General features: G+C 71.8%; 28 protein-coding genes and 1 pseudogene. 19 read left to right on the top strand and 10 right to left on the bottom strand.

The genetic code is table 11. From position 1 onward, the window contains the following. Positions 1–22 precede the first annotated feature (22 nt). The 3 genes from OCS65_RS24515 to OCS65_RS24505 all read right to left on the bottom strand — a co-directional run bounded on the left by OCS65_RS24515 (position 23) and on the right by OCS65_RS24505 (position 3602). A complete protein-coding gene (locus OCS65_RS24515) occupies positions 23–1375 on the bottom strand; it encodes a serine/threonine-protein kinase (RefSeq protein WP_006942984.1) in 1353 nt (450 codons plus the stop codon). A 113-nt stretch (positions 1376–1488) separates the two neighbouring features. Then, on the bottom strand, positions 1489–3093 hold the full coding sequence (locus OCS65_RS24510; protein WP_006942985.1) for a phytoene desaturase family protein: 1605 nt from the start codon (positions 3091–3093) through the stop codon (positions 1489–1491). Between the two features lie 44 nt (positions 3094–3137). Further along, positions 3138–3602, bottom strand: a complete 465-nt coding sequence (locus OCS65_RS24505; RefSeq protein WP_006942986.1) for a hypothetical protein — start codon at positions 3600–3602, stop codon at positions 3138–3140. Positions 3603–3752: 150 nt separating this feature from the next. Here OCS65_RS24505 and OCS65_RS24500 point away from each other — a divergent pair, with 150 nt between their 5' ends. Beyond that, positions 3753–4541, top strand: a complete 789-nt coding sequence (locus OCS65_RS24500; RefSeq protein WP_006942987.1) for a nuclear transport factor 2 family protein — start codon at positions 3753–3755, stop codon at positions 4539–4541. Positions 4542–4546: 5 nt separating this feature from the next. Here the strand turns inward: OCS65_RS24500 and OCS65_RS24495 are convergent, their stop codons facing one another. From OCS65_RS24495 to OCS65_RS24485, 3 genes are all read right to left on the bottom strand, one after another. Further along, the gene (locus tag OCS65_RS24495) at positions 4547–5401 is read right to left on the bottom strand and encodes a hypothetical protein (RefSeq protein WP_029541220.1); all 855 of its coding nucleotides are present in this window, start codon (positions 5399–5401) and stop codon (positions 4547–4549) included. 61 nt (positions 5402–5462) lie between these two features. Beyond that, positions 5463–5669 (bottom strand): hypothetical protein, encoded by a 207-nt coding sequence (locus OCS65_RS24490; RefSeq protein ID WP_006942989.1) that lies wholly within the window; start codon positions 5667–5669, stop codon positions 5463–5465. A gap of 91 nt (positions 5670–5760) precedes the next feature. Beyond that, positions 5761–6945, bottom strand: coding sequence for an Ig-like domain-containing protein (locus OCS65_RS24485; RefSeq protein WP_050036273.1), 1185 nt, complete (start codon positions 6943–6945; stop codon positions 5761–5763). A gap of 109 nt (positions 6946–7054) precedes the next feature. Between OCS65_RS24485 and OCS65_RS24480 the strand changes: the two genes are divergently transcribed. From OCS65_RS24480 to OCS65_RS24470, 3 genes are read left to right on the top strand one after another with little or no spacing between them, the layout of a single operon-like run. Next, a complete protein-coding gene (locus tag OCS65_RS24480) occupies positions 7055–7792 on the top strand; it encodes a response regulator transcription factor (protein WP_170914022.1) in 738 nt (245 codons plus the stop codon). Next, a complete protein-coding gene (locus tag OCS65_RS24475; RefSeq protein WP_050034605.1) occupies positions 7789–9198 on the top strand; it encodes a sensor histidine kinase in 1410 nt (469 codons plus the stop codon). Before OCS65_RS24480 ends, OCS65_RS24475 begins: the two co-directional genes overlap by 4 nt. A gap of 55 nt (positions 9199–9253) precedes the next feature. Next, positions 9254–10357, top strand: a complete 1104-nt coding sequence (locus OCS65_RS24470; RefSeq protein ID WP_043801495.1) for an alpha/beta fold hydrolase — start codon at positions 9254–9256, stop codon at positions 10355–10357. On the opposite strand, the gene OCS65_RS24465 is transcribed toward OCS65_RS24470, so the two are convergent. Continuing rightward, complete coding sequence (locus tag OCS65_RS24465; RefSeq protein ID WP_029541228.1) at positions 10319–10744, bottom strand: HIT family protein; 426 nt, start codon at positions 10742–10744, stop codon at positions 10319–10321. The two genes, OCS65_RS24470 and OCS65_RS24465, sit on opposite strands and share 39 nt — an antisense overlap. A gap of 53 nt (positions 10745–10797) precedes the next feature. Between OCS65_RS24465 and OCS65_RS24460 the strand changes: the two genes are divergently transcribed. From OCS65_RS24460 to OCS65_RS24430, 7 genes are all read left to right on the top strand, one after another. Next, positions 10798–11538, top strand: coding sequence for a nucleoside/nucleotide kinase family protein (locus tag OCS65_RS24460; RefSeq protein ID WP_050034606.1), 741 nt, complete (start codon positions 10798–10800; stop codon positions 11536–11538). 10 nt (positions 11539–11548) lie between these two features. After that, the gene (purD, locus tag OCS65_RS24455; RefSeq protein ID WP_029541231.1) at positions 11549–12799 is read left to right on the top strand and encodes a phosphoribosylamine--glycine ligase; all 1251 of its coding nucleotides are present in this window, start codon (positions 11549–11551) and stop codon (positions 12797–12799) included. A gap of 50 nt (positions 12800–12849) precedes the next feature. Next, a complete protein-coding gene (locus OCS65_RS24450) occupies positions 12850–14028 on the top strand; it encodes a pyridoxal phosphate-dependent aminotransferase (protein ID WP_029541234.1) in 1179 nt (392 codons plus the stop codon). An 84-nt stretch (positions 14029–14112) separates the two neighbouring features. Further along, positions 14113–14730: a TetR/AcrR family transcriptional regulator gene (locus OCS65_RS24445; RefSeq protein WP_029541237.1), complete on the top strand. Its 618-nt coding sequence runs from the start codon at positions 14113–14115 to the stop codon at positions 14728–14730. 24 nt (positions 14731–14754) lie between these two features. Further along, positions 14755–16176, top strand: coding sequence for an adenylosuccinate lyase (gene purB, locus OCS65_RS24440; RefSeq protein WP_043801500.1), 1422 nt, complete (start codon positions 14755–14757; stop codon positions 16174–16176). A 110-nt stretch (positions 16177–16286) separates the two neighbouring features. Next, a complete protein-coding gene (locus OCS65_RS24435) occupies positions 16287–16865 on the top strand; it encodes a TetR/AcrR family transcriptional regulator (protein WP_006931853.1) in 579 nt (192 codons plus the stop codon). Beyond that, positions 16862–17290, top strand: a complete 429-nt coding sequence (locus OCS65_RS24430; protein WP_006931860.1) for an HIT family protein — start codon at positions 16862–16864, stop codon at positions 17288–17290. Before OCS65_RS24435 ends, OCS65_RS24430 begins: the two co-directional genes overlap by 4 nt. 21 nt (positions 17291–17311) lie before the next feature. Here OCS65_RS24430 and OCS65_RS24425 read toward each other — a convergent pair whose 3' ends face one another. Next, a complete protein-coding gene (locus OCS65_RS24425; protein ID WP_029541253.1) occupies positions 17312–17500 on the bottom strand; it encodes a hypothetical protein in 189 nt (62 codons plus the stop codon). A 199-nt stretch (positions 17501–17699) separates the two neighbouring features. Here OCS65_RS24425 and OCS65_RS29875 point away from each other — a divergent pair. Continuing rightward, positions 17700–17807 (top strand): annotated as a pseudogene (locus OCS65_RS29875) (adenosine-specific kinase); the annotation flags it as partial. A 59-nt stretch (positions 17808–17866) separates the two neighbouring features. Further along, positions 17867–19066 (top strand): EstA family serine hydrolase, encoded by a 1200-nt coding sequence (locus OCS65_RS24415; protein ID WP_029541258.1) that lies wholly within the window; start codon positions 17867–17869, stop codon positions 19064–19066. Positions 19067–19137: 71 nt separating this feature from the next. Here the strand turns inward: OCS65_RS24415 and OCS65_RS24410 are convergent, their stop codons facing one another. Together OCS65_RS24410 and OCS65_RS24405 are read right to left on the bottom strand one after the other, a co-directional pair. Further along, positions 19138–20424, bottom strand: a complete 1287-nt coding sequence (locus OCS65_RS24410) for an MFS transporter (RefSeq protein WP_232334203.1) — start codon at positions 20422–20424, stop codon at positions 19138–19140. A gap of 249 nt (positions 20425–20673) precedes the next feature. Continuing rightward, entirely contained in the window at positions 20674–21180 is a 507-nt protein-coding gene (locus tag OCS65_RS24405) for a MarR family winged helix-turn-helix transcriptional regulator (RefSeq protein ID WP_050034609.1), read from the bottom strand. Positions 21181–21425: 245 nt separating this feature from the next. On the opposite strand from OCS65_RS24405, the gene OCS65_RS24400 reads away from it, so the two are divergent. The 6 genes from OCS65_RS24400 to OCS65_RS24375 are packed head-to-tail and all read left to right on the top strand — an operon-like array spanning position 21426 to position 26992. After that, positions 21426–21950, top strand: a complete 525-nt coding sequence (locus tag OCS65_RS24400; protein ID WP_006931869.1) for an MSMEG_0572/Sll0783 family nitrogen starvation response protein — start codon at positions 21426–21428, stop codon at positions 21948–21950. A gap of 11 nt (positions 21951–21961) precedes the next feature. Further along, complete coding sequence (locus OCS65_RS24395; RefSeq protein ID WP_050034610.1) at positions 21962–23023, top strand: MSMEG_0568 family radical SAM protein; 1062 nt, start codon at positions 21962–21964, stop codon at positions 23021–23023. A gap of 1 nt (position 23024) precedes the next feature. Continuing rightward, positions 23025–24458: an MSMEG_0567/sll0787 family protein gene (locus OCS65_RS24390; RefSeq protein ID WP_050034611.1), complete on the top strand. Its 1434-nt coding sequence runs from the start codon at positions 23025–23027 to the stop codon at positions 24456–24458. Continuing rightward, positions 24455–25402 (top strand): carbon-nitrogen hydrolase family protein, encoded by a 948-nt coding sequence (locus tag OCS65_RS24385; protein WP_006931873.1) that lies wholly within the window; start codon positions 24455–24457, stop codon positions 25400–25402. The genes OCS65_RS24390 and OCS65_RS24385 overlap by 4 nt, the downstream gene beginning before the upstream one ends. Continuing rightward, positions 25395–25739, top strand: coding sequence for an MSMEG_0570 family nitrogen starvation response protein (locus tag OCS65_RS24380; RefSeq protein WP_065923013.1), 345 nt, complete (start codon positions 25395–25397; stop codon positions 25737–25739). The genes OCS65_RS24385 and OCS65_RS24380 overlap by 8 nt, the downstream gene beginning before the upstream one ends. After that, complete coding sequence (locus OCS65_RS24375; RefSeq protein WP_006931875.1) at positions 25736–26992, top strand: MSMEG_0569 family flavin-dependent oxidoreductase; 1257 nt, start codon at positions 25736–25738, stop codon at positions 26990–26992. Before OCS65_RS24380 ends, OCS65_RS24375 begins: the two co-directional genes overlap by 4 nt. Positions 26993–27000 lie beyond the last annotated feature (8 nt).

Here is a 27000-nt window from a genome sequence, read left to right as displayed (position 1 = left end):
GGCCTGTCTCGACGGCCGACGGTCAGCGGCCGTTGCCGCCTCCATTGTTGCCGCCCCCATTGTTGCCGCCCCCGTTGTTTCCGCTGTTGCTGTTGTTTCCGCCGCCGTTTCCGTTGTCGTTGCTGGGCTTTTCGGGCTTGGGAGGCTTCTCCTCCGCCGGCGGTTGCGCCGGTGCCGGCGCCGGGGCCGGTACGGGAAGGGTGGTGAAGACGGGCCCGGTGTCCACGGCCGAGGGGGTGGGCGAACCCACGCTGCCGACCGGTGTCGGGGCGGTGGCGGGAACGCTGCTCGTCCCCGGCGTGGCGACCGGCGGTGTGTCGCCGCCCTGACCCCAGGCCAGCAGGAGGAGGGCGACCACCGCCGCGGCGGTGAGGCCGATTGCGAGCAGGATCCGGCGGCGACCGGAGTCGGGCGCCGCGTCGAACGTCGACAGCGTCGGGACGGGCGCCGGCACGGGCGGCCCGGCAACGGTGAACCCCCGGGTCGGCGCGTGGATCACCTCGGTCACCGGATCGGCGCGGTGCGGTTCCCGCAGTGCGGCCAGGTGCGGTTCCCGCAGTGTGGCCAGGTGCGGTTCCCGCAGTGCAGCGAGCATGTCCCGGGCGCTCCCGAAGCGGTGCTCCGGTTCGCGTGCCATCGCACGCTCGATCACGGCCACGAGTGCGGAGTCGACGTCCGGTCGCGCGGTGGCCAGCGGCGGCGGCGGCCCCTGCGTGATCGCCCGCGCCAGGGCCAGCAGGTTGTCGTAGTCGTAGGGTTTCCGCCCGGTCAGCGCCTCGTACCCCACGGCCCCGGCGGCATACAGATCGTCCGTCACGCTCGCCGGTGTGCCGGAGAGCCGATCGGGGCTCAGGTAGGCGACGGTGCCGACGAGTTCACCGGTGCGGGTGTAGTCCTCGCCGGCGCTCTTGGCGATACCGAAGTCGGTCACCTTCACCGTTCCGGTCTCGGTGAAGAGGATGTTGCCGGGCTTGATGTCGCGGTGGAGAATCCCGGCGTCGTGCGCCGCGGCGACCGCAGCCACCACGGCGATCAGTATCGCGCGCACCCGGTCCTCCGGCATCGGGCCGAGGGCGATCTCGTCGGCGAGGGTGCGGCCGGGCAGGCGTTCCATCACGATGTACGGAACTCCGGCGTCCTCACCGCTGTCGTGCACCGCGACGATGTGCGGATCGGTGAGGTTCGCCGCGGCTCGCGCCTCGGCTTCGAAGCGCCGGCGTACGTCGGGCTGGCGGCCGAACTCGCCGCGCAGCACCTTCACCGCGACGGGCCGCCCCAGCCGCGTGTCCCAGCCGTCGTGGATCTCGCCCATGCCGCCGCAGCCGAGCAGGCCGCGCAACTCGTAGCGGCCGGCGAGCAGTTCGGGAACGGGCATGGTTCCAACGCTAGTGCGGTGCCGGGGGTGGTACCAGGCAAGCCTCGCCGGACGGCCGTCGTCATGCGGTCCGAGTCGTGTGGCGCGGCGGGACGCCGCCGTCCCGTGACCGGTCAGGTGGGGGTGCCGGCCGCGGCCGCGCCGCATCCGGCTGCTGCGGCGTCCCGCAGGTCGTCGACGGATACTCCCGCGACCGCCGCTGCGGCGGCCACCCCACCGAACAGGGTGCCGACCAGCCCGTGCGACGGGCGCACCCCCGCACCGGCGTGGAACAGGCCCTCGACCGGTCCCGTCGCGCCGAGGCGGGTGAACGTCTGGCTCGGGGTGAACGCCGGGCCGTACGACACGCCGCCGGTGCAGCGCATGAAGCGTTCGTCGGTGACGGGAGTCCCCGTCTCCTCGTGGACGATGGCGTCGGCCAGGCCGGGAACCGTGCGTTCGGCCGACCTCACGAGCCGGTCGCGAAGCTCGCGTCGTCTCGCGTCGTAGCGCGCTGTCGAACCGCTTCCCGGTGTTATTCCCCACCAGGTGTGCTGTGCCGGGGCCGGGCCGATCAGCTGAACGTTGGTCTGCCCGGGCGCGCACAGCCGGGGGTTCTCCGGGTCGGCGAGGCTCGCGATCCACAGGCCGGCGGACGTGGACGAGGGAAGCTCACCCGCACGGAGCGCGGCGTACTCCGCATCGAAGTCGTCCGTGTCGGTGACGAGACGGGTCGCGTTCGGATAGCCCTCGGCGGCGAGGTCCCGGTCGAGAATCAGATAGACGACGGCGAGCGGCAGGGCCAGTTCGTAGCTGCGTACCCGCCGGAGGAGCCGGGAAGGCACACGATCCGGCGGCAGCAGCGACAGATACGTCTGCTGAATATCGACCGCCGACACGACCGCGGGGGCGAGAATCTCGCGTCCGGCCCCCGGAACGGTGTCGAGCGATGCGTCCTGTGTTCGTACGCCGCGAACTCTGCCGTCGTCGACGAGAATCCGGCTCACCTCCGTGCCGAGCAGTACGTCGCCACCATGGCCGCGCACCACCTCTGCCAGGCCCTCCGAGACGACCCGCGATCCGCCTTGCGGGTACGACAGGCCCTCGAGATAGGTGTGGATCATCCGGGCCGCCACCGGCAGCGACAGCCGCGACGGCGCCACGGCCAGACTGCCGGTCGTCCAGCCGAGAAGTGCGGTGGTGAGTTGCGGGGAGGCGTGCAGATGGCGCAGGTAGCCACCGGCGGTCGCGCGTCCGTAGCGCAGCAGGCCACGTAGCCGCCACGGCAGCTGTGGCAGCTCACGCAGGTGCGGCCGCTCCGCGATCCGTCCCAGCTCCTCGGTGAGCAGCTCGACGGTGGTGAGGAATTCGTCGATCGTGTGACGCTCTGCCGGAAATGCCTCGTACAGAGTGGCTTTGAAGGCATCCATGCCCTTCGGGACCGCCAGTTCGCGGTCGCCGTTCAGCAGCCGGAACATTCCTGCGGGATCGAACTCCCGGAACGTCACGTCCACACCCAACGGTCCGAGTGCGTGTCGCACCGGCGCCTCGGAGGTGTAATGCAGCCCGATGTCGAATTCGTATCCGTCGTGGGTGAAGGCGGACATGTGCCCACCCGGCTGGTTGCGGGCGTCGGCCACCAGTACCCGGCGCCCGGCGGCCGCCAGATATGCCGCGGCCGTGAGCCCACCGGGTCCGGCCCCGATGACGATCACGTCGTAGTCGTAACGCTCTTCCATGCTGACCTCCGGATTGCGGGGAAATCGCCGGTTCGGGGCGCCGTTCAGTGGTGCCGGATCTCGCGGGTGGACGGGTGGCCCGCCACGTTGCGGACGAAGGTGACGAACGCGGCGACGATTCCGATGATGCTGCCCACGATTCCCAGTCCCAGCGCAATGCGCACCACGAGCGGCCAGTCGAACGAGGCGTCGCCGAAGTCGAACGGGAACACCTGCCAGATCCGCAGCAGCGCCAGCAGCGCGACCGCGGTGGTGACCACGTCTCCCAGCGCCTTGAACCAGATGGGATCCCACACGAAGTACAGGAGATTGGCGACCAGGCTCGCCAGGATCGAGGCATTGACGAAGCCGATGACCGACCGGGTGCCGTCGGTGAGGAATGGTACGGCTTCCCAGCCCGGCCACACGTTGGCGGCGTACAGCACCGCCGCATTGAGGAGCACCGCGACGAGATACCCGAATCGCCGGGCGGCGACCGGGGAGCGCGGACGGGTCGTGGTGGGTGTCATGGCGACCTCCCTCGGGCAGGACCGTCTTCCACGCTAGCCCCGGCGTCCGGATCCGCGTCAGGGAAGAAGGTCCCCGGCCGGCCGATGAGTTTGCCGTCGCTCGGCGGTCGGAACAGGTGCAGCATCGTTCGCAGCGGAGGAGTGAGCACCATGTTCGACCGTTCCCCAGCCTTTTCCGGCTTCGCCGTCGACGACGTTGCCGCGGCCGCGAAGTTCTACGGCGACGTCCTCGGCGTCTCCGTGTCCGAGGAGCACGGAATGCTCCACCTGCACCTCGACGGCGGCCGCGACACGTTGATCTATCCGAAGGAGGACCACACCCCGGCCACCTACACGATCCTCAACTTCCCGGTTCGCGACATCGAGAAGGCGGTGGACGAACTCGCCGCGCGCGGAATCCGGTTCGAGCGCTACGAGGGTGTCGACGGCAAGGGCATCTTCCGTCGGGTGGGTCCGCCGATCGCCTGGTTCCGGGACCCGGCGGGCAACATCCTCGCCCTCCTCGAGGTGGACGAGGCCCCGGCCGACGAACAGATCCGCGCGCTGATCGAGGAACACACCGCGGCCCGCAACGCCAAGGACGTCGATCGGCTCGCCGCGTGCTATATCCCCGGTGCGACGGTGTTCGATCTGGCGCCGCCGCTGCGCAAGTCCGCTCCCGACCCGCAGGCCTGGGCGTCGTGGTTCGCGGGGTTCGACGGCCCTCTCGACTGCGAAGTGCGGGATCTGCGCGTCGAGGCGGCCGGCGACGTCGCGTTCTGCCACGCGCTGTCGCGGCTGGGAGCGACACAGCTCGGTGGACCGCGATTCGACATGTGGTTCCGTGTCACGTTCGGTCTACGCCGCGTCGAGGGGTCGTGGCGGATCGCGCACGAGCACGAGTCCACCCCGTTCCATATGGACGGTTCCTTCCGGGCCGTCACGGACCTGCAGGAGTGACCGGCTCAGTCCGGTGGCTGCAGTTCGTGCCTGCCGCTGTTGCCCGTGCCGCCCGAGTTGCTGCGCAGCCACCGACCGGGCAGCTTGCCCGCGAGGTCGCCCAGTGGGCCCACCGCCCCGCGGAGCAGTTCGACGGTCTCCTGCAGCACGTCGATGCTGGTGCTCATCCGCAGGATGCTGGGGGTGAGCTGCGCCAGCGTCTCGGACAGCGACACGATCTGATCGAGCGGACCGCCCTTGGCGAGGAGGCGCTCGAGGGCGCCCTGTTCGGCGAGGAGGGTGTCCAGCACTCCACCCCGCTCGAGGGCCCGCTCGAGCAGGCCGCCGGGCTGGAGGGCGATGTCGACGATGCCGCCGGGGGCGGTGAGGCGTTCGACGGGCCCGCTCTCGGCGAGCAGGCGCTCGAGCGGGCCGCTGGGTGCGGTGAGACGGTCGAGGAGGCCGCCGTTCGACAGCAGGCGGTCCAGCGCCCCGTCCTCGGCGAGGATCTTCTCGAGCGGACCGCCGGGGGCGGTGACGCGGTCGAGGGCGCCGCCGGGCTCGAGGAGGCGGTCGAGGGGGCCGCCGGGTGCGGTGAGCCGGTCCACCGGCCCGCCGGGGGCGAGGAGGCGGTCCAGCGGTCCGTCGGGGCGCAGCGCCTGGCCGAGAGGACGGTCGTCGGCGGCGAGCACGGAGACCTGTTGCAGCAGGCCCAGCGGTCCCCGCGGATTCGCCACGCCGACCGCGCTCAACCCCGCGTACGTCCGGGGGGAAATCGCCAGGCGGACGGTGGCGATCGCGCCCTCCGCCACGCCCAGGGCCGAGTCCGCTGCGGCGAATCCGAGGCGGACGGGAAACGCGAGCGCGGACGCCAGACTCATGCCTGTCACTGTAACCGGCACAACAGTCCGGCTCGGCGGGACGAGCCGTTACCGAAGGTCGTCAGGAGACGCGGAGCGTTCCGACCCGTACGTACGTCTCGGTGCATCCGCAGCCGTGGGCGAGGTCGGAGCAGTCGACCACCAGCATGTGCCGCACGCGGGAGGTGTCGAAGCAGTCGGGTTCGGTGCATTCCACGGGCACCGTCGCGTGCACGACGAGGGTGCCGTGACAGTGGTCGAGATCGGATCGGCACGCCCGGCACGTCATGGGCGGGACCTCCTTCGCGGTGGCTGTCTTCGTCCCGTAATAGCATCACGCGCCGACAAGGTGGTGGACGTGCGGGGCGTGTTACGCCGGATCAGCGCCGCCTGCGCCGGGCGACGAGGGCGACGGCCAGCGCGCCGGCGATCACCCCGATCCCGGCTGCGACCCACCAGCCGGGTGTGCTGTCGGATCCGGGAACCGTCACGGCGACGGGTTCGGATGTCGCGCCCGCCGCGCCGGGCGCGCCCGAATAGACCGCCGTGATCGTGTGGCTCCCGGCGCCGGAGACGCGGTGCTCGGTGGTGGCGCGGCCGTCGACGACCGCCACCGGTGGACCCAGGTCGGTGCCGCCGTCCCGGAACAGGATCGTGCCGCCGTCGACGTCCGGTGACACCGTCGCCGTGAGCGTGACGACCGTCCCGTCGTCGACCACGTCCGGGGCGTCGACGGTGACCGTGGCGGGCACCTCGGCGGTGTCGGAGATGGTGATGGTCGCCAGCGGGCCGGCGCCGGCGTTGAGCGGACCGGTCATGGTGTCCCGCGGCGAGCAGCGGGTCGGTCCCCACTGGTTGGTGCCGAGGAACGTGGCCTGGGTGAGCGAGGTGTTGTAGTTGGCGTCGTCGTCGACCAGGCCCGCGGCACCGGCCGTGCGGAGCATCGGCGTGATCACGCCCGCGTCGCCCGCGATCATGGTCACCTCCACCGCCGGCAGCCGGAACCAGCTGTCGCCGACGGGGCTGGGGGAGCCGTCGAGCTGCAGCTGCGTCTTCGGCGCCCGGATCCCGGCCTCGCTGTCGGCACCGGACGTGGGGCTGTTGCCGATGACCTCGTTGTTTCCGGACAGGCGCAGGATCGTGCCCGCCGGGTCGGGGACGCCGTCCTCGTTCACCCGCAGCACACCGGGCGGCACGTTGTCCAGGTTGAAGGCGGTGCCGGGTACGACAGCGGCGTCGACGAACGTCGCGTTGGCGGGAATGGCGAAGTCGTTCTTCAGGCGGGAGACGCTGCGGGTGGTGGCGCCGCGGCTCGAGTCGGGGTACGCGACGGGCGCCGTCTGGATGCGGTAGGTGAACCGCTCGCCGGGACGAACCCGGGCGGGCGCGTCCACCGTGGCCGACGACCCGAGCAGCTCGTCGACGTCGATCACCGACCGCACCCGGCACGCGATGCCGAACGAGACCTCGACCTCCTCCGCGGCCGCGGGCGGGCAGACCGCGATCAGGGACACGGCGACGGCTGCGGCCGACGCCGCCCCGCGGCGCACCCACTTCGGCGACACGGCGGCTCCTCCCGGTGCGGACACGTCCATGATCCCCGATCGCCGTACTCCGACGGCCCGAATTCGGCAGGGCCGGCATACAGGAAGTTCCCAGGATTCTCGCAGCGGCATGCCAGAGCTCTCCGGGAGAATCGACGCCGTGACCGACAAGACCCCCGAAGCGCGGATCCTGATCGTCGACGACGAGCCGAGCATCGTCGAACTGCTCTCGGTGAGCCTGAAGTTCCAGGGTTTCGAGGTCGAGACGGCGGGAAACGGCGCCGAGGGACTCGACCGGGCCCGGGCCTTCCGGCCGGACGCGGTGATCCTCGACGTCATGATGCCCGGGATGGACGGGTTCGGGATGCTGCGCCGGCTCCGGGCCGACGGTTCGGACGCGCCGGTGTTGTTCCTGACGGCGAAGGACGCCGTGGAGGACAAGGTGTCCGGCCTGACCCTGGGTGCGGACGACTACGTCACCAAGCCGTTCAGCCTCGAGGAGGTCATCGCCCGGCTGCGGGTGATCCTGCGGCGGGCCGGCAAGGTGTCCGAGGACGAACGCTCGTCCCGCATCACCTTCGCCGACATCGAACTCGACGACGACACCCACGAGGTGTGGAAGGCCGGCAGGCCGGTGTCGCTCTCACCCACCGAGTTCACCCTGCTGCGGTACTTCATGGTCAACGCGGGCACGGTGCTCAGCAAGCCGCGGATCCTCGACCACGTGTGGAGCTACGACTTCGGCGGGGAGGTCGGCGTCGTGGAGTCGTACGTCTCCTACCTCCGCCGCAAGGTCGACACCGGGGACAAGCCGCTGATCCACACCCTGCGCGGGGTCGGGTACGTCATGCGGGAACCCCGCGAGTGAGCCGCATGCGGGCGCTGCCGCTGCGGTTGGCGCTGGTCGCGGCGCTGGTGTCGTTGTCGGGGCTGGGGCTGCTGGCGTCCGGGGTGGCGGTGACGTCCGCTTTGCAGGGTTCGCTCCTCGCCCGCACCGATCAGGATCTGCGCACCGCGGCGCAGACGTGGGCCAAGCCGCCCGGTGCCGGCCGCGAGCTGCCGCCGCCGGACGCCCCGAGTTCGAATCGCCCGCCGAGCCCGTTCTATGTGCGGGTCGTCGGCCCCGACGGGGTGGAGCGGTTCGTCGTCAACGACGAGTCCACGTCGCCGGCGCTGCCCGGCGAGCCGGCGGGGGAGCCGGTGACCGTGGGTTCCGTCGACGGTTCCGACGTGCGCTGGCGGGTGGTGTCGACCCGCAGCGCCGCGGGCATCGTGACCACCGTCGGGGTCACGCTGACCTCGATCGAGGAGACCGTGGATCGGCTCGTCGTGCTGCAGGTCGGCATCGGCGCCGCGGTGCTGCTCGTTCTCGGGGTGGCCGGCTACTTCGTGGTGCGGCGCAGCCTGCGGCCCCTGGTGGAGGTCGAGCGCACCGCCGTGGCGATCGCGGGCGGGGATCTGCACCGGCGGGTTCCCGAACGGGATCCGCGCACCGAGGTCGGCCGGCTGTCGGTGGCGCTGAACGTCATGCTCAGCCAGATCCAGGCGGCGTTCGCGGCGACGGCGTCGTCGGAGGAATCCGCGCGCAGATCCGAGGAGAGGATGCGACGGTTCGTCGCCGACGCCAGCCACGAGCTGCGCACCCCGCTCACCACGATCCGAGGATTCGCCGAGCTCTACCGCCAGGGCGCGAGCAGCGACACTGCGATGCTGATGGACCGCATCGAGAGCGAGTCCCGGCGCATGGGGATCCTCGTCGAGGATCTGCTCATGCTGGCCCGCCTCGACGCGCAGCGGCCGCTCGAGCGGAAGCCGGTGGACCTGCTGGCCCTGGCCGCCGACGCCGTGCACGATGCGCGGGCCGTCGCGCCCGATCGCACCGTCGGGCTCGAGGTGGTCGACGGTCCCGGTACCCCGGAGGTGCTCGGCGACGACGCGCGGCTGCGGCAGGTCCTCGGCAATCTCGTCACCAACGCCCTCACCCATACCCCGGCCGACGCCCGCATCACCGTACGGGTGGGCACGATCGGATCCGATGCGGTGCTCGAGGTTCTCGACACCGGCCCCGGCCTGAGCGAGGCCGACCGTGCCCGGGTCTTCGAGCGGTTCTATCGCGCCGACACGTCGCGCACCCGATCGTCGGGCGGCAGCGGTCTCGGACTGTCGATCGTCGCGGCGCTGGTGGCGGCCCACGGCGGCCGCGTGGAGGTGGAGTCGGCCGTGGGCGCCGGTTCCACGTTCCGGGTGCTCATCCCGCGGATGCCGGTGGAGTGACGATCCGGCCCTCGGCTACGGTGACGTAACTGACTTTCGAGTAAGGAGACGTCGCGTGGGACTGTCGGGGACGGCGCAGCGCGCCCTGCGCAACGCCTGGGCGCTGTTCGTCGGCGACGGAATCGAACCGCCGCACGCCACCGCGTCGGCCGTCGTCGCCGACGGACCGCACCGTACCCTGCGCCGCTACGGCGAGCCCGACGCGGGTGCCCCCGTCCTGCTCGTGCCCCCGCTCGCCGCGCCCGCACGCTGCTACGACCTGCGGCCCGGGCAGAGCCTCGTGCAGCACCTCGTCGACGCTGGCCGCAGCGTCCACGTCCTCGACTTCGGCACCATGGACCGTTCCGACCGGCACCTCGGCTTCGAGCACTGGGTCGACGACATCGTGCCCGAGGCGATCGCGCGGGTCTCCGAACTGTGCGGCGGCCGCGACGTCGACCTGGGCGCCTGGAGCCTCGGTGGGACCCTGTGCCTGCTCACCGCGGCCGCCCACCCCGGGCTGCCGATCCGCTCGATCACCGCGTTCGGCACGCCGATCGACTACGCGCGCATCCCCTTCCTGGGGCCGGCCCGCCACCTCGGACGCGCCCTGGGCGAGCCCGCCCTCACCGCCGTGACCCACCTGCTCGGCGGCGTGCCCGCCCCGCTGGTGCAGATCGGCTACCGGGCCACCGCCCTCGAACGCGAACTGACCCGGCCGTGGTTCGTCGCCTGCAACCTCGCCGACGCCGACACCCTGGCCCGGATGGAGGCGATCGACCGGTTCCAGGCCGACATGCCCGGCTACCCCGGCAGGCTGTTCCACCAGATGGCGATGCGCATCACGGTCGCGAACGATCTCGCGACGGGCCGGGTCCGCTTCGACGACCGGACGATCGACCTCGCCGACGTCTCCGTGCCCGTGCTCGCACTCGGCGGCAGCGACGACGTGCTCGCGCCCGTCCCGGCGGTCGAGGCGATCCGCCGGGTGCTGCCCGGCTCGCCCCACGTGCGGTTCGAGGTCGTGCCCGGCAGTCACCTCGGGCTGCTCGCCGGCCTCACCGCCCGCGGCACGTCGTGGGCGCACTTCACCGCGTTCCTCGACGACCCGTCGGCGCCGGTGCCGACGGGTCCCGGCGCGTCAGTCGGGGACGTTGTCCGCGTACCCGAGTTCTCGTAGCGCGGCCTTCAGCTTCGCCTGCGCCTCGTCGAGCGACTCCGGCGACGGGTCCTTCTCGGCCTTGCTGATGTCGAAGTCGCCGAGGTCGTACGCCGGGAAGACGTGCAGGTGCAGGTGCGGCACCTCGAGGCCCGCGACGAGCAGGCCCGCGCGCGGCGCGTCGAACGCCGAGCACACCGCCCGGCCCATGATGCGGGCGACGTCGCCGACCTTGCCCCACACGTCGGCGTCGACGCTCTGCCAGTGGTCCACCTCCTGACGCGGCACCACGAGCACGTGGCCCTGGTTCACGGGGTTGATGGTCAGGAAGACGACGACGTCGTCGTCCTGCCACACGAACCGGCCCGGCAGGTCGCCGGCGATGATCATGCTGAACACGGAAGCCATACCGGGGAGAATAGGCGGACCGCCGCGCGCGCCGCCTCTCGTATCCTCGTCGCATGTCGTCGCCGCAGCCGCCCCGGACGGGCCCGCTGCGCGCGCTCGTCGCCGACCTGATCGACCGGCACCTGCGCATCGTCGCGGCGGGGGAGCGGCGCGTGGTCGGGCTCTGCGGCCCACCCGGCGCCGGCAAGAGCACCGCCGCCGACCTGCTCGTCGGCCTCCTCCGCGACGCGGGCATACCCGCCGCGGCCGCGCCGATGGACGGCTTCCACCTGTCGAACCACCGGCTCGACGCCCGCGGCACCCGATCCCGTAAGGGTGCGCCGGAGACGTTCGACGTCGCCGGGTTCGCGGCGCTGCTGCGCCGCATCCGCGACGACCGCACGGAGACCGTCCACGCCCCCGAGTACTCGCGCCGCCTCCACGAACCGATCGCCGCGTTCCACGAGATCACCCCCGAGACCCGCGTCGTCGTTACCGAGGGCAACTACCTGCTCCTCGGCGACGGCGGGTGGGAGCGGATCCGCCCGCTGCTCGACCTCGTCGTCTACCTCGACGCACCGGGCGACGAGCTCGCCGCCCGGCTCATCCGGCGCCATCGGGCCACCGGATCCACCGCCGAGCAGGCCGCCGAGTGGGTCCGCACGGTGGATATGCCCAACGCGCGCACCGTCGCGCGGACCCGCGACCGCGCCGACCTCGTGTGGTGCCCGGTGGAGGGGAACGACCGAGGCGCGGGAGCGGCCCGCTGGAGCCGCGCGGATGCGTCGGTCCGAGGCCCCGGACCGGTCCCGTAACCTGTGCTGCGTGCGCGTACTCGTTATCGGCTCCGGTGCCCGTGAACATGCCCTCGTCCTGGCCCTGACCCGCGATCCCGGCGTGACGGCCGTGCTGGCAGCCCCCGGCAACGCCGGCATCGGCCGGATCGCCGAGCAGTTCCCGGTCGACGCCGCCTCCGCCGAGGAGGTCGTCGCGCTCGCGAAGGAACAGAACGTCGACCTCGTGGTCATCGGCCCGGAGGTTCCGCTCGTCCTCGGTGTCGCCGACGCCGTCCGCGCCGCGGGCATCGCCTGCTTCGGCCCGTCCGCCGCGGCCGCCCGCATCGAGGGCTCGAAGGCCTTCGCCAAGGACGTCATGCAGACCGCCGGGGTGCGCACCGCGCACAGCGAGGTCGTCGACAATCCGGCCGAGCTCGACGAGAAGCTCGACCGCTTCGGACCCACCTGGGTGGTCAAGGACGACGGGCTCGCCGCCGGCAAGGGCGTCGTCGTCACCACCGACCGGGCCGCCGCCCGCGACCACGCGGCGGAGATCCTCGAGAACGGGCACCCGGTGCTGCTCGAATCGTTCCTCGACGGCCCCGAGGTCTCGCTGTTCTGCCTCGTCGACGGCGAGACCGTGGTGCCGCTGCTGCCCGCGCAGGACCACAAGCGTGTCGGCGACGGCGACACCGGCCCCAACACCGGCGGCATGGGCGCCTACACGCCGCTGCCGTGGCTGCCCGAAGGCATGGTCGACACGATCGTCGAGGACGTCGTCCGGCCCGTCGCCGCCGAGATGGTCCGCCGCGGATGCGGCTTCTCGGGCCTGCTCTACGCGGGCCTGGCCATCGGCAAGGACGGCCCGGCCGTCGTCGAATTCAACTGCCGCTTCGGCGATCCCGAAACCCAAGCCGTGCTCGCCCTGCTCGAGTCGCCGCTCGGGGAGGCGCTGAACGCGGTCGCGACCGGCACCCTGGCCGAGCTGCCGCCGCTGCGCTGGCGCGACGGCGCCGCCGTCACCGTGGTGCTGGCCGCCGAGTACTACCCGGCCAGCCCGCGCACGGGCGACGTCATCACCGGGGCCGACGCCGACGGGGTCCTCCACGCCGGCACCAGGCTCGCCGACGGATCGCTGGTCTCCGCCGGCGGCCGCGTGCTCAGCATCGTCGGCACCGGCGCCGACCTGACCGCCGCCCGCGACGAGGCCTACGCCACGCTCGCCGGCATCAAGCTGCCGGGCGGGCACTTCCGCAAGGACATCGGCCTCGCCGCCGTCGAGGGCCGGATCACCGTCTGACCGTCCCCGGCCGCCGGTCGCCCCCGGGCCCGCGACTACCGTCTGGTGACGTGCGGAGCGAATCGCAGCGATCCCGGATCCAGACCTTCCACGTCATGGACGTGTGGAAGGCCGCCACCGAGCGGCAGCGCACCCACGGCGACGTGCTGAGCCTGGCGGCGGGTCAGCCGTCCACGCCGGCACCCGCCCCGGTGCTGCGCGCCACCCACCGCGCGCTCGACGACGAGCTGCTCGGCTACACCGAGACGTTCGGGATCCTGCCGCTGCGCGCGGCGATCGCGGGCTACCACCGCGACCGCTACGGCATCGACGCCGACGCCGACGACGTGGTCGTCACCACCGGATCCTCCGGGGCGTTCACCCTGCTGTTCCTGGCCGCCTTCGACGTCGGCGACACGGTCGTCGTCGCCCGGCCCGGCTACCCCGCCTACCGCAACACCCTCGCCGCGCTCGGCTGCACGGTCGTCGAGCTGGACTGCGGGCCGCACACCCGCTACCAGCCGACCGTCGAGATGCTCGAGGCCCTCGACGGTCCGATCGCCGGACTCGTCGTCGCCAGCCCCGCCAACCCGACCGGCACCATGATCGAACCGGCCGAGCTGGCCGCGCTGGCCCGCTGGTGCGACGACCACGGCGCGCTGCTCATCTCCGACGAGATCTACCACGGCATCGAGTTCGGAACGCACGGTGCGCCCGCAACGAGCTGCGCGTGGGAGACCTCCCGCGAAGCCGTGGTGATTGGCTCCGTGTCCAAGTACTTCTCGATGACGGGATGGCGGCTCGGCTGGATGCTCGTGCCGGAGGGACTGCGCCCGCCGCTGCAGCGGCTGGCCTCCAACATGACGGTGTGCCCGCCGACGATCTCCCAGTACGCGGCCGTCGACGCGTTCGGCGCGGAGGCCCGGGCCGAACTCGACGGCCACGTCGCGCGGTACGCGGCCAACCGCGAGCTGCTGCTCCGGGGCCTGCCGGAGCTGGGGATCACCGAGCTTGCGCCCGCCGACGGCGCCTTCTACGTCTACGCCGACATCGGTCACCTGCTCCCGGCCGGCGAGAACTCCACCCGCTGGTGCGCCCGGCTGCTGCAGGAGACCGGAGTGGCGCTCGCGCCCGGCGTCGACTTCGACACCGTGCACGGCGACCGGACCGTCCGGCTGTCCTTCGCCGGTTCCACCGCGGACGTGCGGGCGGCGCTGGAACGGCTGCGCGCCTGGTTGCCCACACCGTGACGAAACCCGACAGATAGGTCCTACCTGCGAGTATTCGGGCCGTTTCCCTCAGGCGTGACCACCGGGACTGGCACCATGACAAGGGTGTCGATCGCAGCCACCCCGAAGGGCGAACGGCGCCGCCAGGCGCTCGTCGAGGCGGCGGCCGACCTGATCCTCGAGGGCGGGATCGATGCCGTCCGGCACCGCGCCGTCGCGCACCGCGCCGGACTTCCGCTCGCCTCGACCACCTACTACTTCCATTCCCTCGACGACCTGATCGCGAGCGCGGTGCAGCACAACGGGCGGCGCGAGCTCGACGCGATGCGCTCGCGGGTGCAGTGCGTCCCGCCGAGCGACCGCAGCCCCGAGTCCACCGCGGACCTGATCGTCGACCTGCTCGTCGGCCCCGGCGGGGTCGGCGAGATCGAACGCGAGCGCCTCATCGCCCGCTACGAACGGTGCGTCGCCACCGCCCGGCACCCCGAACTGCGCGACGTCCAGCATGAGTTGCGCGTGCAGATCGATCAGCTGCTCACGGACCTGCTGCAGCGGTGCGGGCGCTCGGTGCACGAGCCGCAGTTGCGGCGGCTCGTCGCGGTCGTCGACGGGGCCGTGCTCGGCGCGCTCGGCGATCTCGAGCCCGATCCGCGGGCCCTCGCGCGGGGCATCCTGCCCGACGTCGTGGAGCGGGTGGCACCGCCTGCCGAACAGGAGGCGTGACGGGGCGCCGTAAACTGATGTCCTGTGAGTCGCATCCCGAACGTTCTTGCCACCCGTTATGCCAGCCCGGACCTGACAGCGCTGTGGTCGCCGGAGCACAAGATCGTGCTCGAGCGCCAGCTGTGGCTGGCGGTCCTCCGGGCGCAGGCGGAACTCGGGATCGACGTCCCGCAGGAGGCCCTGGCCGACTACGAGCGGGTGCTCGAGCAGGTCGACCTCGAGTCGATCGCGGCCCGCGAGCGCGTCACCCGCCACGACGTGAAGGCCCGCATCGAGGAGTTCAACGCCCTCGCCGGCCACGAGCACGTGCACAAGGGCATGACCAGCCGCGACCTCACCGAGAACGTCGAACAGCTGCAGATCCTGCGCTCCCTCGAGCACGTGCACGCCCACGGCGTCGCGATCGCCGCGCGGCTGGCCGACCGCGCCGCCGAGTACTCGGCGCTGGTGATGGCGGGCCGGTCGCACAACGTCGCCGCGCAGGCCACCACCCTCGGCAAGCGGTTCGCGTCCGCCGCCGACGAGCTGCTCATCGCGCTCACCCGGTTGCGCGAGCTGATCGCCCGGTACCCGCTGCGCGGCATCAAGGGCCCCATGGGCACCGCGCAGGACATGCTGGACCTGCTCGGCGGCGACGCCGGCAAGCTCGCGCGTCTCGAGGCGACGGTCGCCGAGCACCTCGGGTTCGCGAACGTGCTCACCAGCGTCGGTCAGGTCTATCCGCGCTCGCTGGACCACGACGTGCTCTCCGCGCTCGTGCAGGTCGCGGCCGGGCCGTCGTCGTTCGCGCACACCGTCCGCCTGATGGCCGGGCACGAGCTCGTCACCGAGGGCTTCCAGCCGGGCCAGGTCGGCTCGTCCGCGATGCCGCACAAGATGAACACCCGTTCCTGCGAGCGTGTCAACGGCCTGCAGGTGGTGCTGCGCGGGTATGCGTCGATGGCCGCCGAGCTCGCCGGCGCGCAGTGGAACGAGGGCGACGTGTTCTGCTCGGTCGTGCGGCGCGTCGCACTGCCCGACGCCTTCTTCGCCCTCGACGGCCTGATGGAGACGTTCCTGACGGTCCTCGCCGAGTTCGGCGCGTACCCGGCGGTGATCGAGAAGGAGCTCAACCGCTACCTGCCGTTCCTGGCCACCACCAAGGTGCTCATGGCGGCGGTGCGCGCGGGCGTGGGCCGCGAGACGGCCCACGAGGTCATCAAGGAGCATGCGGTCGCCGTGGCGCTGGCGATGCGCGAGCAGGGCCGCGAGCCGGACCTGCTGGACCGGCTGGCCGCCGACGAGCGGCTGCCACTGGATCGAGCGGCTCTCGACGCCGCGCTGGCCGACCGGTCGGCGTTCGTCGGGGCCGCGGAGGCGCAGGTCGCCACCGTCGTTGCGGCGGTGCAGGACCTCGTCGAGCAGTACCCGGACGCCGCGAAGTACACGCCGGCGCCGATCCTGTAGGGATCGTCCGGAACGGGCTGCCAGGGGATTTGTCAGATGGGGGTAGCCGAAGTGCAGGGGAGAAGATGTTGGCTGGGAAGCCGGGTAATTCCGTACGAATTCGGGATGCGGTGCGGACACGAGCCGCGCTGCTCGACGCCGCGACGGAGGTCTTCCTCCGCGACGGATACGCCGCGGCGGCGACCGAGGAGATCGTCGCCGTCGCGGGCGTGACCCGCGGGGCGCTCTACCACCACTTCGCGAACAAGCGGGACCTGTTCCGCGGCGTCGTGGAACGGATGCAGGTGGAGACCGAGGAGACGCTCGCGGCGATCGAGGGGAACGATCCGTGGGACTCGTTCACCGCGGCGGTGCTCGCCTCGCTCGACGTCGTGTACGACCCGGCGATCCGCCGATTGCTGCTCATCGAGGCTCCCGCGGTGCTGGGCTGGGCGGAGGTGCGGGAGGGGCACCGCAAGAACACCATCATGATCACCGAGCGCGCGCTGCGGGCCATCGCGCGGCGCAGCGGTGAGCCGGCCCCGCAGTCCTCGGCGCTGGCGCACATGATCGTCGCGGCCGTGGAGGAGGCCATGCTCTACCTCGCCCACAGCGACGACCCGGTCCGCGAACGGCCGGAGGTGCAGGCGCAGCTGCTGCAGCTCCTCGAGGGCGTCCGGCGGCCGGCACCCGTCCAGGAGAGTGCGTGAGCGACTGCGTGTTCTGCGCGATCGTCGCCGGCACCGCGCCGGCGAGCATCGTGCTGGACGAACCGGACGTGTTGGCGTTCATGGACATTCGCCCGTTCACACCGGGACACCTGCTGGTGATCCCGAAGCGTCACGCGTCCGGTCTCGCGCACCTCGATCCGCAGGACGGCGCGCGGGTGTTCGACGCGGGCCGGCGCATCGCCACCGCACTGCGCGCGAGTTCGCTCCCGATCGAGGGGGTCAACCTCTTCCTGGCCGACGGCGTCGCCGCCGGCCAGGAGGTGTTCCACGTACACCTGCACGTCGTTCCGCGGCGTCGCGGCGACGGGTTCGGGCTGCGGGCGGTGCCGCGCACGCCGAACCGCACCGTACTCGACGGGACCGCCGAGACGATCCGCGCGGCGCTGAGTGTGGGTTCCGATTGAGGCCGGGTGAATCCTCCGGACTCACCCGGCCAGATCGTCCGGGCCCACTTCGTCGTCACGCCACGCCGACGCGCTGACGCCCTGGCCCGACCGCAGCCACAGGATGCCAACGGTCAGGGCCGAGGCGAGCGAGCCGACGAGGACGACAGCGCGGCCGGAACGTCCGCGCCTGCGGAGCCGGCTCACCGGGGAACGGGAGGAATCGGTCACCGCACCATCCTCCCTCATCCCTGATGCGGCGGACATGTGCCCGATGGGCGCCTGCCCCGGCCGGCGACTGCATTGCCCTCGTCTCCCGGGCGCGGGAGACTGTCTGTGGACGGCGACCCGGCGAGTCGCAGGCGTTCGAGGAGGCGGTCGTGGAGTTGCAGATCGTGGCGGTCGACGAGTCGGACGACATGAACCTCGTCGGGAGATCGCCGGGATGATCGACGGGCGGCCGCCTGCCCGCGTGGAGTCGAGTTCCGACGTCGCCGACCGTAAAGCCCTGCTGCGCACGATCGGCTACAAGCTGTGAGCGGCCCCGTGCCGGACCGTCGGTAACCGGGTGCCGAGCCCGCGCGAGAGGAGACGACCGTGTCCGCTCGAAAGTCCGTACATCCGGGGATTCACGGATACGCGCGCAGCGACTTCGCGGCCGTACGGCAGGCGTTTGCCGAGAACTTCGCCCGCCGTGGGGAGTTGGGCGCTGCCTGCTGCGTCTACTACCGCGGCGAGAAGGTGGTCGATCTGTGGGGCGGGGTACGGGACAAGGCGACCGGCGAACCCTGGGAACGGGACACCATGGCGCTGGTGTTCTCCGCCACGAAGGGGATGGCCGCCATGACCGTCGCGCTGGCCCATTCCCGTGGATGGCTCGATTTCGACGAGCGCGTCTGCACCTACTGGCCCGAGTTCGCGCAGAACGGCAAGGAACGGATCACCGTCCGCCAACTGCTGGCCCACCAGGCCGGGCTGTTCGGTTTCGACGAGCCGGTGGATGTCGGGGTCATTGCCGATCCGGACCGGCTGGCCGCGATCATGGCTCGCCAGAGACCGGAGTGGGAGCCGGGGGCGCGGCAGGCCTACCACGCGATCAGCCTCGGCTTCTATCAGGGTGAACTCGTTCGCCGGGTCGACCCGCAGCACCGCACGCTGGGGCAGGTCTTCCAGGACGAGATCGCGACCCCGCTGGGGCTGGAGTTCTACATCCGTCTCCCGGCCTCCGTTCCCGACGCCCGACTTGCCCCGCTGGTGATGCGGAACCCCTTCCTGAACCTCGCTGAGCTGTCGCCGCGGCTGTTTCCGGCGTTCCTGAACAAGCGGTCGGTGTTCTACCGCTCGCTGGTCGCCAACCCGGGAACGCTCGTGGCAATGGACGCGGACACGATCTACGCACGCGATCTGGAGGCACCGTCCGGCGGAGGCGTGGGCACGGCACGCGCCCTGGCGCACGCCTACGGCGTCCTGGCCACCGGCGGTGCGGAACTCGGCATGCGCCCGGACACGCTGCACGAACTGACGGCCCCGCCGGTGCCGCCCCGGAACGGATTCCACGACGCGTGCATGCTCGGGGACATCCGGTTCTCCCTCGGTTTCATGCGCCCGAGTCCCGACTGGTCTTTCGGCGGGCCCCGGTCGTTCGGCGCGCCCGGTGCCGGCGGCTCCTTCGGCTACGCCGATCCGGATGCCGGGATCGGCTACGGCTACGTCTGCAACCGCATGGGCAAGTCTCGAAACGATCCGCGCGACGTCGCTTTACGTGCCGCGATGACCCGCGCCGTAACGTCGACCTGAGCCGGGGCGGTCGCGTACCCGGCCCCGGGGGTCGATCGAAAGACCCCTCCGGAGAAGGTGTTCGGCGGATGTCAGGCCTTCGACAGCGCCGTCGGGTGGGGTTCGGTGTCGACGCCGGGGATGCCGCGCCCGCGCAGGGAAGCCCCGGCCGTCTCTGCCACGAAGTACAGCGCGACGAGGCCGACGACGCATGCCCCCATCATGTAGAAGGCGGGCACCAGGTCGTTGCCGGTCCGTTCCACCAGCCACTCGTTGACCGCCGGTGCGGTCCCGCCGAACAGCGACGTCGAGACGTTGTAGGCGATCGCGAAGCCGGCGAAGCGCACGTGGGTGGGGAACATGGCCGGGAATGTCGCCGAGATGGTCGACAGCTGCAGGACGTACAGCAGACCGAGGACGGTGAACGCGACGATCGCCCACCCGAAGCTGATGCTCATGAGCTTGTACATGGGAACCGCGAAGAGCAGCAGGCCGCCCATCGAGATCGTCCACATCGGCTTGCGGCCGATCCGGTCGGACAGGGCGCCCGCGAACGGGATGACGGCCATCATCGCGAGCTGGCCGATCACGACGAGGAACAGCGACGCGGTGCTCGACAGCCCGATGCGGTTCTCGAGGTAGGTGGGCATGTAGCTCAGCAGGGTGTAGTTGCAGACGTTGAGGGCGACGACCAGGCCCATCAGGGTCAGGATGGGCCGCCGGTACTGCACGAGCAGGTCCTTGAACTGCGTGCCGGTGTCGTGCTCGACGGCGCCCTCGGCTTCGAGTTCCCGGAACACCGGGGTGTCGTCGAGCCTGGACCGCAGGTACAGGCCCACCAGGGCGAGCGGTCCGGCGACGAAGAACGGCAGACGCCAGCCCCACGTGCTCATGAACGCGTCGGTGGAGACCAGGTCGACGAACAACACGATGAGCGCGCCGAACGAGAACCCGCCGAGGGTGCCGAACTCCAGGAAGCTGCCGAAGAACCCGCGCTTGCGGTCGGGGGAGTACTCGGCCATGAACGTCGCGGCGCCGCCGTACTCGCCGCCGGTCGAGAAGCCCTGGATCATGCGCAGCAGAACCAGCAGCAGCGGCGCCCAGAACCCGATGGACGCGTACGACGGGACGGCGCCCAGCAGGACGGTCGCGGTGCCCATCAGGATGATCGTGAGCGCGAGCACCTGCCGGCGGCCGAGGCGGTCGCCGAGGGGGCCCCACACCAGCCCGCCGAGGGGACGGACGAGGAAGGACACGGCGAAGACGCCGAGGGTGAGCAGGGTTGCCGACTCGAGATCGTCGGGGAAGAACGCGCCGGCGATGTAGGTGGCGGTGTAGGCGTACACGCCGTAGTCGAACCACTCGGTGAAGTTCCCCATGGCAGAGGCGCTGATGGCGCGCCGTAGATGCCCCGGTGGGACCTCCTGGGGCTCACCCTTCCGGCCGGCGTTGGTGGTGCTCACGACACTTCCCTTCGTTCGGACAACCGTCCCTGCGTACCCACAGAGCGCACGCGGGATCCGGTCGATGCGACGATGGAGAGAGTTCGTTACTGTTCCGTAATTGTTCTTCTGGGGTTTCCCGCATGGTGGACGCCGCCGCGCACGGGGGTGGGGGGTGCGAGCGGTTCAGTCGTGGTGCAGCGCGCCGGCCTTCAGCGCCGCGGCGTTGATGCGGGTGAGCACGTCGTGCAGTTCCTCCAGCTCGGCCAGGCTCACGCCGAGCTTGCGGACGACCGTCTCCGGGACCGTCGCGGCCCGCGCCCGCAGGGCCCGGCCTTCGTCGGTCAGGTCGACGACGAGTTGCCGCTCGTCCAGCGGGCTGCGGGTGCGGGTGATCAACCCGGTCGACTCGAGCCGCTTGAGCAACGGCGACAGGGTGGGGGAGTCCAGCTGCAGGGCCCGGCCGATCTCCTTCACCGACATCGGGGCGTCGCCCCACAGGGCCAGCATCACCAGGTACTGCGGGTGGGTCAGGCCGAGCGGCTCGAGCACCGGCCGGTACACCGAGAGCACCGCCCGGTTGGCGACGGCGAGCGCGAAGCAGACCTGACGGTCCAGGGCGAGCGGGTCGTCCGTCGCCCTCGCCGACCCGGCTTCGACCCCGGCCGACTGCGGGCGGGCCTCCGTGCTCATGGTCTCGATGCTACCCAACCGGTGACCTGCCCATTGCCGTCGCCTCGCACCCGCTGCCGCGCACCCTCCCGGCGGCGGTGTTACGCGGCGATGACGGGATTCCGGCCGATGTGAGCTCCACGAAATGCGGCGTTGTTCCAGGGATGACCAACGCGAAATCGACTGCACGTCTACTGATTGCAGGCCGCAGCCGGGCGAGATCACCGGCGCGCCCGCCGAATCCACCGATCTCCGAGGAGAACTCAGTGACCGACATCGAGCAGACCATTGCCGACAACATCGCCAGGTCCCTGGCCGAGATCCCCCATCCGGCACTGCCCAAGGGCACCAACCTCTACGGCTCGACCAAGATCTTCCCCGACTATCGGGCCGAGGACGGCGAGTGCTACTTCACCCTCGTGCACGGCATCGCCCACGAGTCGTCGGTGAGCTTCGTCGCGGTCCTGCAGGCCACGCGCGCGCTGCGCAAGGGCTTCGAGTCGGCCATCTACTTCTACGGCACCGGAGCGATGAATGCCGTTGCCACACGCGGCTTCCCGACGACAGGTGACAACGGGTTCCCGGGTGAGCAGAACATCAACGACGCGCTGACCACCTTCATCACGGAGGGCGGCAAGGTCTTCGTGTGCCGGTTCGGCCTCGCGCTGCACGGGCACCGGGAGGAGGACCTGATCGAGGGCGCCATTCCCGCCCACCCCCTGGACGTGCAGGACGCGATCATCCACTACGCCCGCAAGGGCGCCATCATCAACTCCACCTACATGGTCTGAAGGGTGACACCATGAGCGGTCTCTCGACCCGGGTCGACCTGGCCGTCCGCGGCATCCGGTCCCTCGAGGCGCCGGTGCACAGGCGTTCCGGCGCCGGCCCGAGCGACGACGGGCACGTCCTGATCGGCGGGGTGGGCGGCGCGATCCCTATCCGGTCCGACAGCCCGTACACGGTGGACGGCACCCGGCTGCTGCTGGACGGAACGGACATGGGCCTCGACGTCGAGCCGGTGCGCCGGCCCAGGTTCTACGACCTGCAGACCGCGGACGGCGTCTCCTACGAGAAGATCGCCCGCCTGCACGGCGCCGACGTCCTGGCCACCACCGTGGTGCAGACCTGTATCCGGTACGACCCCGACCAGCGCTGCCGCTTCTGCTCGATCGAGGCGTCGCTGGCGGCGGGTTCGACGGTCGCGGTCAAACGTCCCGAGCAGCTCGCCGAGGTCGCCGCGGCCGCGGTCCACCTCGACGGGGTCACCCAGATGATCATGACCACGGGCACCTCCGCCGGGACGGACCGGGGCGCCCGCCACCTGGCCCGCTGCGTGCGCGCGGTCAAGGCGGCCGTGCCGCACCTCGCCGTCCAGGTGCAGTGCGAACCGCCCGGCGATCTCGCCACCCTCACCGACCTGCGCCGGGCGGGCGCCGACTCGATCGGCATCCACGTCGAATCCCTCGACGACGGCGTGCGCCGGCGCTGGATGCCGGGCAAGGCGACGGTTCCGCTCGCCGAGTACCGGGCGGCGTGGGCCGAGGCCGTGCGCGTCTTCGGGCGCAATCAGGTCTCCACCTACCTGCTCGTCGGACTCGGCGAGGACGCCGACGAACTCGTCGCCGGCGCAGCCGAACTCATCGCGATGGGGGTCTACCCGTTCGTGGTGCCGTTCCGGCCCCTCGCCGGCACCCTCGCCGTCGACGTCGACGGGGCGACGGCCCCCGACGCGACGCTGCTCGAGGACGTCACCCGGCGCGTCGCCGCGCAGCTGCGGGCGGCGGGCATGGCCGGCTCCGACCAGAAGGCCGGATGCGCCGCGTGCGGCGCGTGCAGCGTGCTGCAGAACGCGGGAGGCTGACATGACATCCGAATCCGGTTCCCGGACCACCGAACTGTTCGACCCCGCGGTGCTCGCCGGTCCCGCACCGGCGCCGCCGCCCGGCTTCCTCGTGCGCGCGGCGGCCCACGCCGGCGACGTGGCCGCCTACCACCGGCTGCGCCGCGAGACGTTCGTGCTCGAGCAGGGACTGTTCGCGGGCAGCGACCGGGACGACCTCGACGACGATCCCCGCACCGTCGTCCTGGTCGCTGCCGCACCCGACGGCGCCGTCCTCGGCGGGGTGCGGCTCGCCCCGGCCACCGACGGCGTGGACCTCGGCTGGTGGACCGGCAGCCGCCTGGTCGTCGACAGCCGCAGCCGCCACGGCGGCGGCATCGGCCGGGCCCTCGTCCGCGCGGCCTGCGCGTACGCCGAGTCCCACGGCGTGCTGCGCTTCGACGCGACCGTGCAGGCACCCAACGAGCCGATGTTCACCCGACTCGGTTGGGTCCGCCGGGACGACGTCGTCGTCGCCGGTGCCCCGCATGTGCTGATGCAGTGGCCGCTCGACCGCATCGAACGGCTCGTCCGGTCCACGAAATCGGTCCTGGCGCAGGTCTTGGCGCCGTTGGACCGGGATCCGGACGGGCTCGGTGGCAACGGGTTTCGTGGTGACGACGGTGCGCCCGTCCCCGGCAGCGACCTCGTCGCGGCGTGCGACGCGATCGTGCCGGCGATGGTCCAGCGCGATCCCGAGTGGGCGGGCTGGTGCGCGGCCCTGGTCAACCTCAACGACCTGTCCGCGATGGGTGCGACGCCGGTCGGGATGCTCGACGCCGTCGGCGCCCCCAACCGCTCGGTGCTCACCCGCGTGCTCCGCGGGCTGGCGCACGCCGGCCGGATGTGGAACGTGCCGATCCTCGGTGGCCACACCCAGCTCGGCGTCCCCGCCGCGCTGTCGGTCACCGCGCTCGGCGCGGCGGCCGAGCCGATCCCGGCGGGCGGTGGCTCCGCGGGCCACGACCTCCGCCTCACCGTGGACCTGCGCGGCCGGTGGCGACCGGGATACACTGGACAGCAATGGGATTCCACCTCGACGTGCACGTCCGAGGAGCTCGCGCTGCTCGGGTCCTTCGTCCGCCGCGCGCGGCCGGCGGCGGCCAAGGACGTGAGCATGGCCGGACTCGCCGGCACCGTCGGGATGCTGGCCGAAGCGAGCGGCGTCGGCGCCGTCCTCGACGTCGCGAGGATTCCCCGGCCGGCGGGCGCGACGATGGGCGACTGGATGGCGTGCTTCCCGGGCTTCGCGATGGTGACCGCGGACCGGCCCGGACGCCCCACGCCGCCGAGCGGACCGGCTGTGTCCGCGGTGTGCGGGGAACTGACCACACGACCGGGGGTCGGCCTGCGCTGGCCCGACGGCATGATCACGAACGCGGTGCACGGCACCGTCACAGGATTGGGAAGAGCATGAGCGAGATCGGAATCTCGGTCGCGGCGGCGGAATTCGGCCGCGACATGGAGCAGTCCTACGCGACGATCGCGGCACTGATCGACCAGGCCCGCGCCCGCGGCAGCGACCTGCTGGTGCTGCCCGAAGCGTGCCTCGGCGGGTACCTGCCGAGCCTCGGCGGTGGCGACGAGAGCGAGGCGGCGCGGGAGCGGCGCCTGCGCGCGCTGCCGCCGGCGCTCGCACTCGACGGACCGGAACTGCGGCGGGTCGTGGACCTCGCCGGCGACCTCGTGGTGACCCTGGGCTTCTGCGAGGCCGACGGGCCGACCCGCTACAACGCGGCCGTGACGCTGCACGGCGACGGCATCCTCGGCTCCTACCGCAAGGTGCACCAGCCGCTGGGCGAGAACCTCTGCTACGACGCCGGCGACCGCTACGCGGCGTTCGACACGCCGATCGGCCGGATGGGCATGCAGATCTGCTACGACAAGGCGTTCCCCGAGGCGGCCCGCGCCCTGGCGCTCGACGGCGCGGAGATCGTCACGTCGCTGTCCGCCTGGCCGACGGCCCGGACCGCGCAGGCCGCGGCTCTCGCGGACGATCGGTGGACGCAGCGCTTCGACATCTACGACCGGGCCCGGGCCACCGAGAACCAGGTGGTGTGGGTGGCGTCCAACCAGGCCGGCACCTTCGGGTCGCTGCGGTTCGTGTGCAGCGCCAAGATCGTCGGGCCGGGTGGGGAGATCCTGGCGACCACCGGCACCGACCCCGGCCTCGCGTCCGCCCGGCTCGACGTGCGCGCCGAACTCGACGCGATCCGCGGCGGCGGCATGTACAACCTGCGGGACCGGCGGCCCGAGGTCTACGGCGACGTGGTGGCCCCCAACCTGGTGACCGGGACGCAGCTGAGCCGCGAGCAGCGGCCGGCGTCCCTCCGCGGCGCAGGTGTGCCGGCCCATGCCTGAAATGACCTGCACGGTGCGGTGGCCCGACGGCCGCGCCGGCGAGTACTACTCGCCGTCCCTGGTGATGCACGACCATCTGACCGCGGGCGCGGAGTACGCCGTCCGGGACTTCGTCGACCGCACTCGCCTGGCCCTCACCGAGGCGAGCGAACGCGTGCGCGTCAAGTTCGGCATGTACTGCACCTCCGCGGCCGCGACACTCGCGGAGATCGAGGCGGCGGCCGGTCGTTACGAACCCGATGCCGTCGTGCGGGTGCTGGCCCTGGATCCGCCCACCGTCGACGCCGCGCCGGGCGGCGCCGGCGCAGCCCACCGACCGGAAGGAACAGTCCGATGATCGAGAACCGTGACGTCGTCGTCGTGGGCGGGGGCCAGGCCGGTCTGTCCGTCAGCTGGCACCTCGTGCAGCGGGGCATCGACCATGTGGTGCTCGAACGGGACGGCATCGCCCACGAGTGGCGCGACAGCCGGTGGGACAACTTCACCCTCGTCACCCCCAACTGGCAATGCAACCTGCCCGGCTACAGCTACCGCGGCGACGATCCGGACGGGTTCATGACCCGCGACGAGACGTACGCGTTCGTCCGCGGCTACGCCGGCACCTTCCACCCGCCGGTGCGCGAGGGCGTCGCGGTCACGTCGGTGACGCAGGCGGCCGGCGGCGGCTTCGATGTGCAGACCACCGCAGGCCCGATCCGGGCGCGGCAGGTCGTCGTCGCCACCGGCGGCTACCACGAGCCCGTGGTGCCGCGGTACGCGGAGAAGCTGCCCGCGCACCTCACCCAGCTGCACTCCTCGCGGTACAGGTCGGCGTCCGCGCTGCCGGACGGTGCGGTGCTGGTGGTCGGCAACGGGCAGTCCGGCGCGCAGATCGCCGAGGACCTCATGCTCGCCGGCCGGCAGGTCCACCTGGTGACCGGGAGCGCACCGCGGGTGGCGCGGTTCTACCGCGGGCGGGACTGCGTGGCCTGGCTGCACGACATGGGCACCTATGACGTGCCCATCGCCGAACACCCCGGCGGAACCGCCAAACGGGAGAACACCAATCACTACGTCACGGGCCGCGACGGCGGTCGCGACATCGACCTGCGGTCCTTCGCCCTCGAGGGGATGCGCCTCTACGGCAGGCTGCTCGGTGTGGACGACGGAGTGCTGCGTGTGGCGCCCACCCTCGGCGCGTCGCTCGACGCGGCCGACGCCGTGGCCGAGAGCATCAAGGACCTGATCGACGACCACATCGCGCGGGAGGGCATCGACGCCCCGCCGGAGGAGCGGTACGTCCCGGTGTGGCGACCCGCCGAGGAACCCACCGGCCTGGACCTGGACACCGCCGGGATCGGCTCGGTGATCTGGTCGATCGGATTCCGGACGAACTACCGCTGGCTGCACGCCGGGGTCTTCGACGGTGCCGGTCTGCCGTGCCACAATCGGGGCGTGACCTCGGTGCCCGGCCTGTACTTCCTGGGCCTGCCCTGGCTGCACACGTGGGGATCGGGACGGTTCGCCGGAATCGCCCGCGACGCCGAACACCTCGCGGACCGGATCGAGCTCGAGGCTGGACTGCGGGCCTCGATCGGCGCCCCGGCCTGACGGGCGCC

The sequence above is a fragment of the Rhodococcus aetherivorans genome (assembly GCF_025722975.1).
In the GTDB taxonomy this organism is placed as follows: Bacteria; Actinomycetota; Actinomycetes; order Mycobacteriales; family Mycobacteriaceae; genus Rhodococcus; species Rhodococcus aetherivorans.
Note: the sequence above shows the minus strand (reverse complement) of the source record. Positions and strands in the feature narration are given on the sequence as shown.

What these genes read in the sequence shown, in the direction of transcription:
- OCS65_RS24515 (WP_006942984.1), bottom strand. Translation starts at nt 1,375, where the DNA reads ATGCCCGTTCCCGAACTGCTCGCCGGCCGCTACGAGTTGCGCGGCCTG.
- OCS65_RS24510 (WP_006942985.1), bottom strand. Translation starts at nt 3,093, where the DNA reads ATGGAAGAGCGTTACGACTACGACGTGATCGTCATCGGGGCCGGACCC.
- OCS65_RS24505 (WP_006942986.1), bottom strand. Translation starts at nt 3,602, where the DNA reads ATGACACCCACCACGACCCGTCCGCGCTCCCCGGTCGCCGCCCGGCGA.
- OCS65_RS24500 (WP_006942987.1), top strand. Translation starts at nt 3,753, where the DNA reads ATGTTCGACCGTTCCCCAGCCTTTTCCGGCTTCGCCGTCGACGACGTT.
- OCS65_RS24495 (WP_029541220.1), bottom strand. Translation starts at nt 5,401, where the DNA reads ATGAGTCTGGCGTCCGCGCTCGCGTTTCCCGTCCGCCTCGGATTCGCC.
- OCS65_RS24490 (WP_006942989.1), bottom strand. Translation starts at nt 5,669, where the DNA reads ATGACGTGCCGGGCGTGCCGATCCGATCTCGACCACTGTCACGGCACC.
- OCS65_RS24480 (WP_170914022.1), top strand. Translation starts at nt 7,055, where the DNA reads ATGCCAGAGCTCTCCGGGAGAATCGACGCCGTGACCGACAAGACCCCC.
- OCS65_RS24465 (WP_029541228.1), bottom strand. Translation starts at nt 10,744, where the DNA reads ATGGCTTCCGTGTTCAGCATGATCATCGCCGGCGACCTGCCGGGCCGG.
- OCS65_RS24460 (WP_050034606.1), top strand. Translation starts at nt 10,798, where the DNA reads ATGTCGTCGCCGCAGCCGCCCCGGACGGGCCCGCTGCGCGCGCTCGTC.
- OCS65_RS24410 (WP_232334203.1), bottom strand. Translation starts at nt 20,424, where the DNA reads ATGGGGAACTTCACCGAGTGGTTCGACTACGGCGTGTACGCCTACACC.
- OCS65_RS24405 (WP_050034609.1), bottom strand. Translation starts at nt 21,180, where the DNA reads ATGAGCACGGAGGCCCGCCCGCAGTCGGCCGGGGTCGAAGCCGGGTCG.
- OCS65_RS24395 (WP_050034610.1), top strand. Translation starts at nt 21,962, where the DNA reads ATGAGCGGTCTCTCGACCCGGGTCGACCTGGCCGTCCGCGGCATCCGG.
- OCS65_RS24390 (WP_050034611.1), top strand. Translation starts at nt 23,025, where the DNA reads ATGACATCCGAATCCGGTTCCCGGACCACCGAACTGTTCGACCCCGCG.
- OCS65_RS24385 (WP_006931873.1), top strand. Translation starts at nt 24,455, where the DNA reads ATGAGCGAGATCGGAATCTCGGTCGCGGCGGCGGAATTCGGCCGCGAC.
- OCS65_RS24380 (WP_065923013.1), top strand. Translation starts at nt 25,395, where the DNA reads ATGCCTGAAATGACCTGCACGGTGCGGTGGCCCGACGGCCGCGCCGGC.
- OCS65_RS24375 (WP_006931875.1), top strand. Translation starts at nt 25,736, where the DNA reads ATGATCGAGAACCGTGACGTCGTCGTCGTGGGCGGGGGCCAGGCCGGT.